2 tRNA genes and 3 rRNA genes are annotated in these 5243 nt (G+C 54.5%); all 5 read left to right on the top strand.

The features are described 5' to 3' along the window. Nucleotides 1–64 precede the first annotated feature (64 nt). The 5 genes from EV683_RS13990 (at nt 65) to rrf (ending at nt 5231) form a co-directional block, all read left to right on the top strand. Nucleotides 65–1600 (top strand): 16S ribosomal RNA (locus tag EV683_RS13990). Nucleotides 1601–1668: 68 nt separating this feature from the next. Continuing rightward, a tRNA-Ile gene (locus EV683_RS13995) sits at nt 1669–1745 on the top strand. A 9-nt stretch (nt 1746–1754) separates the two neighbouring features. Further along, a tRNA-Ala gene (locus EV683_RS14000) sits at nt 1755–1830 on the top strand. Nucleotides 1831–2112: 282 nt separating this feature from the next. Then, nucleotides 2113–5003, top strand: a 23S ribosomal RNA gene (locus EV683_RS14005). Between the two features lie 115 nt (nt 5004–5118). Beyond that, a 5S ribosomal RNA gene (gene rrf, locus EV683_RS14010) occupies nt 5119–5231 on the top strand. The 16S, 23S and 5S rRNA genes sit together here with 2 tRNA genes alongside, the layout of an rRNA operon. Nucleotides 5232–5243 lie beyond the last annotated feature (12 nt).

Below are 5243 nucleotides of genomic sequence, written 5' to 3' on the forward strand. Positions count from 1 at the left end.
CCAGCAAGTAGCGCGATCTTCGGATCGTGGCCTTGCGGACCAGAAGTACGATTAGCTTAGGTTTGAACTGAAGAGTTTGATCCTGGCTCAGATTGAACGCTGGCGGCATGCTTTACACATGCAAGTCGAACGGCAGCATGGGCTTCGGCCTGATGGCGAGTGGCGAACGGGTGAGTAATGCGTCGGAACGTGCCGAGTAATGGGGGATAACGCTTCGAAAGGAGTGCTAATACCGCATACGCTCTGAGGAGGAAAGCGGGGGACCTTCGGGCCTCGCGTTATTCGAGCGGCCGACGTCGGATTAGCTAGTTGGCGGGGTAAGAGCCCACCAAGGCGACGATCCGTAGCGGGTCTGAGAGGATGATCCGCCACACTGGGACTGAGACACGGCCCAGACTCCTACGGGAGGCAGCAGTGGGGAATTTTGGACAATGGGCGCAAGCCTGATCCAGCCATGCCGCGTGTCTGAAGAAGGCCTTCGGGTTGTAAAGGACTTTTGTCGGGGAGGAAATCCCGGTGGCTAATATCCGCTGGGGATGACAGTACCTGAAGAATAAGCACCGGCTAACTACGTGCCAGCAGCCGCGGTAATACGTAGGGTGCAAGCGTTAATCGGAATTACTGGGCGTAAAGCGTGCGCAGGCGGTTGGATAAGTCTGATGTGAAAGCCCCGGGCTCAACCTGGGAACGGCATTGGAGACTGTCCGGCTAGAGTACGTCAGAGGGGGGTGGAATTCCACGTGTAGCAGTGAAATGCGTAGAGATGTGGAGGAACACCGATGGCGAAGGCAGCCCCCTGGGATGATACTGACGCTCATGCACGAAAGCGTGGGGAGCAAACAGGATTAGATACCCTGGTAGTCCACGCCCTAAACGATGTCTACTAGTTGTTGGGGGTTGAAATCCCTGGTAACGCAGCTAACGCGTGAAGTAGACCGCCTGGGGAGTACGGCCGCAAGGTTAAAACTCAAAGGAATTGACGGGGGCCCGCACAAGCGGTGGATGATGTGGATTAATTCGATGCAACGCGAAGAACCTTACCTAGCCTTGACATGTCCGGAATCCCGATGAAAGTTGGGAGTGCCCGAAAGGGAATCGGAACACAGGTGCTGCATGGCTGTCGTCAGCTCGTGTCGTGAGATGTTGGGTTAAGTCCCGCAACGAGCGCAACCCTTGTCGTTAATTGCCATCATTGAGTTGGGCACTTTAACGAGACTGCCGGTGACAAACCGGAGGAAGGTGGGGATGACGTCAAGTCCTCATGGCCCTTATGGCTAGGGCTTCACACGTCATACAATGGTCGGTACAGAGGGTTGCCAAGCCGCGAGGCGGAGCTAATCTCATAAAACCGATCGTAGTCCGGATCGCAGTCTGCAACTCGACTGCGTGAAGTCGGAATCGCTAGTAATCGCAGGTCAGCATACTGCGGTGAATACGTTCCCGGGCCTTGTACACACCGCCCGTCACACCATGGGAGTGGGTTTCACCAGAAGTGGGTAGGCTAACCGCAAGGAGGCCGCTTACCACGGTGGGATCCATGACTGGGGTGAAGTCGTAACAAGGTAGCCGTAGGGGAACCTGCGGCTGGATCACCTCCTTTCTAGAGAAAGCTGGGGTCAGGAACTCACAGCCTATCGGTTGTTCAAGATGCGGAACAGAAGTACAACTGGGTTTGTAGCTCAGCTGGTTAGAGCACCGTGTTGATAACGCGGGGGTCGTAGGTTCGAGTCCTACCAGACCCACCAGTTCTAGTTGGGGGCATAGCTCAGTTGGGAGAGCACCTGCTTTGCAAGCAGGGGGTCGTCGGTTCGATCCCGTCTGCCTCCACCACCCGATTGGGTAAACGAAAGCGCGTCACGCCTTGAGCGTGCTTTGGTTTGCGTAATTGACGCATCGATCTTTAACAAACTGTAAGCCGAAATCAATCAAAGCGGCATGAAGCTGGCGTGGTTAACGCCGTGCTGGTGACGTGCCAACTTGGGTAGATGATTGTATCAACGGCCTTATTCTTTGAAAGGGGGATAAGGTCAGTCGCAAACACAACCTGTTGTGACGGGTGCCGTGTGCGAGCGCATCGCTAGGTGCGCAAGCGTGAGGTGTCTGAAATGATAGGGTCAAGCGACTAAGTGCATCTGGTGGATGCCTTGGCGATCACAGGCGATGAAGGACGTGTAAGCCTGCGAAAAGCGCGGGGGAGCTGGCAATAGAGCTATGATCCCGCGATATCCGAATGGGGAAACCCACTCCGCAAGGAGTACTCCCTCCTGAACACATAGGGAGGGTAGAGCGAACCCGGTGAACTGAAACATCTAAGTAACCGGAGGAAAAGAAATCAACCGAGATTCCGTTAGTAGTGGCGAGCGAATGCGGAAGAGCCAGTACGTGATAGCGGTAGCGTTAGGAGAACACTCTGGAAAGGGTGGCCATAGTGGGTGATAGCCCCGTATCCGAAAACGCCATCGTGGTACTAAGCGTACGAGAAGTAGGGCGGGACACGCGAAATCCTGTCTGAAGATGGGGGGACCATCCTCCAAGGCTAAATACTCGTGATCGACCGATAGTGAACCAGTACCGTGAGGGAAAGGCGAAAAGCACCCCGGGAGGGGAGTGAAATAGAACCTGAAACCGGATGCATACAAACAGTGGGAGCCTGGAAACGGGTGACTGCGTACCTTTTGTATAATGGGTCAGCGACTTACGTTCAGTAGCGAGCTTAACCGAATAGGGGAGGCGTAGGGAAACCGAGTCCGAATAGGGCGATTGAGTTGCTGGGCGTAGACCCGAAACCGAGTGATCTATCCATGGCCAGGATGAAGGTGCGGTAACACGCACTGGAGGTCCGAACCCACGTCTGTTGCAAAAGACGGGGATGAGCTGTGGATAGGGGTGAAAGGCTAAACAAACTCGGAGATAGCTGGTTCTCCCCGAAAACTATTTAGGTAGTGCCTCATGTATCACTTCCGGGGGTAAAGCACTGTTATGGCTAGGGGGTCATTGCGACTTACCAAACCATGGCAAACTCAGAATACCGGAAAGTGCCAGCATGGGAGACAGACGGTGGGTGCTAACGTCCATCGTCAAGAGGGAAACAACCCAGACCGCCAGCTAAGGTCCCAAATGATCAGTTAAGTGGTAAACGAGGTGGGAAGGCCTAGACAGCTAGGATGTTGGCTTAGAAGCAGCCATCATTTAAAGAAAGCGTAATAGCTCACTAGTCGAGTCGTCCTGCGCGGAAGATGTAACGGGGCTCAAACTGATAACCGAAGCTGCGGATGCACAGTTTACTGTGCGTGGTAGGGGAGCGTTCTGTAGGTCTGTGAAGGTGTGTCGTAAGGCATGCTGGAGATATCAGAAGTGCGAATGCTGACATGAGTAGCGATAAAGCGGGTGAAAAGCCCGCTCGCCGAAAGCCCAAGGTTTCCTACGCAACGTTCATCGGCGTAGGGTGAGTCGGCCCCTAAGGCGAGGCTGAAAAGCGTAGTCGATGGGAAACGGGTTAAAATTCCCGTACTTTCGTATAGTGCGATGTGGGGACGGAGAAGGTTAGGTCAGCGGCCTGTTGGAATAGGTCGTTCAAGCCGGTAGGCTGGGGTGGTAGGCAAATCCGCCGCCCCTTAAGGCCGAGAAGTGATAACGAGGGTCTACGGACCTGAAGTGACTGATACCACGCTTCCAGGAAAAGCCACTAAGCTTCAGCTATACGAGAACCGTACCGCAAACCGACACAGGTGGGCAGGATGAAAATTCTAAGGCGCTTGAGAGAACTCGGGAGAAGGAACTCGGCAAATTGATACCGTAACTTCGGGAGAAGGTATGCCCCGGTAGCGTGTAGCGACTTGCTCGCGAAGCGTGAAGGGGTCGCAGAGAATCGGTGGCTGCGACTGTTTACTAAAAACACAGCACTCTGCCAACACGAAAGTGGACGTATAGGGTGTGACGCCTGCCCGGTGCTGGAAGGTTAAGTGAAGGGGTGCAAGCTCTGGATCGAAGCCCCAGTAAACGGCGGCCGTAACTATAACGGTCCTAAGGTAGCGAAATTCCTTGTCGGGTAAGTTCCGACCCGCACGAATGGCGTAACGATGGCCACACTGTCTCCTCCCGAGACTCAGCGAAGTTGAAGTGTTTGTGAAGATGCAATCTACCCGCTGCTAGACGGAAAGACCCCGTGAACCTTTACTGTAGCTTTGCATTGGACTTTGAACAGGCTTGTGTAGGATAGGTGGGAGGCTATGAAGCAGAGACGCCAGTTTCTGTGGAGCCGTCCTTGAAATACCACCCTGGTGTGTTTGAGGTTCTAACCTTGGTCCGTGATCCGGATCGGGGACAGTGCATGGTAGGCAGTTTGACTGGGGCGGTCTCCTCCCAAAGTGTAACGGAGGAGTTCGAAGGTTACCTAGGTACGGTCGGAAATCGTGCTGATAGTGCAATGGCAAAAGGTAGCTTAACTGCGAGACCGACAAGTCGAGCAGGTGCGAAAGCAGGACATAGTGATCCGGTGGTTCTGTATGGAAGGGCCATCGCTCAACGGATAAAAGGTACTCCGGGGATAACAGGCTGATTCCGCCCAAGAGTTCACATCGACGGCGGAGTTTGGCACCTCGATGTCGGCTCATCACATCCTGGGGCTGTAGCCGGTCCCAAGGGTATGGCTGTTCGCCATTTAAAGTGGTACGTGAGCTGGGTTTAAAACGTCGTGAGACAGTTTGGTCCCTATCTGCAGTGGGCGTTGGAAGTTTGACGGGGGCTGCTCCTAGTACGAGAGGACCGGAGTGGACGCACCTCTGGTGTACCGGTTGTGACGCCAGTCGCATCGCCGGGTAGCTAAGTGCGGAAGAGATAAGCGCTGAAAGCATCTAAGCGCGAAACTCGCCTGAAGATGAGACTTCCCTGAGGGCTTGACCCTCCTGAAGAGTCGTTCGAGACCAGGACGTTGATAGGTCGGGTGTGGAAGCGCTGTGAGGCGTGAAGCTAACCGATACTAATGGCTCGTGAGGCTTGATCCTATCATTTGAGACACTTTACGGTGTTGTGTTGCGACGAGACGATCGTCACCCAAGAGAATTTGATTGTAGCGTGACCGCAAGGCACGGTTCGGCTTAGCAGTTTGTACAGTTTATGTCTGGCGGCCATAGCGAGGTGGTCCCACGCCTTCCCATCCCGAACAGGACCGTGAAACGCCTCAGCGCCGATGATAGTGCGGGTTCCCGTGTGAAAGTAGGTCACCGCCAGACGCCCCTCAAGAC

The sequence above is a fragment of the Crenobacter luteus genome, from assembly GCF_004345725.1.
GTDB lineage: Bacteria > Pseudomonadota > Gammaproteobacteria > Burkholderiales > Chromobacteriaceae > Crenobacter > Crenobacter luteus.